Annotated in this window: 1 protein-coding gene; it reads left to right on the top strand. The window is 59.8% G+C overall.

The window, feature by feature from the left end; all coding sequences use genetic code 11:
* Positions 1 to 418 (top strand): ABC transporter permease subunit (locus EN824_RS33565; RefSeq protein WP_135933169.1); only part of this gene is annotated, 418 nt, incomplete at both ends.

The following is a 418-nucleotide window of genomic DNA, read 5'->3' as shown; positions in this document are numbered from 1 at the left end:
GGTCAATCCCGCTCGTCATGCTGCTGTTGTGGTTTTTCCTTATCGTGCCGCAGTTACTGAAGGCGCTGTTCAGCCTGCCTTCAACAGTGGACTTGCGGCTCGTTTCTGCACTGACAGCGTATTCGTTAGTCGAGGCAGCGTTCTTCTGCGAAATCATTCGCGCAGGCATTGCAAGCCTGCCGCGCGGGCAGCTTCAGGCCGGATACGCGCTGGGCATGACATCGCGCCAGACAATGCGCTACGTGATCCTGCCGCAGGCGTTTCGCGCGATGGTACCGCTCGCACTCACACAATGCATCGTGATCTTTCAGGACACATCGCTCGTTTATGTCATCGCGCTTGGCGATTTCTTCCGGCGCGTAACCGCGATCGGCGAGCGCGACGGCACGATCGTGCCCATGCTGCTCGTCGCCGGCGC

It is taken from the genome of Mesorhizobium sp. M8A.F.Ca.ET.181.01.1.1 (genome assembly GCF_004792025.1).
GTDB lineage: Bacteria > Pseudomonadota > Alphaproteobacteria > Rhizobiales > Rhizobiaceae > Mesorhizobium.
Note: the sequence above shows the minus strand (reverse complement) of the source record. Positions and strands in the feature narration are given on the sequence as shown.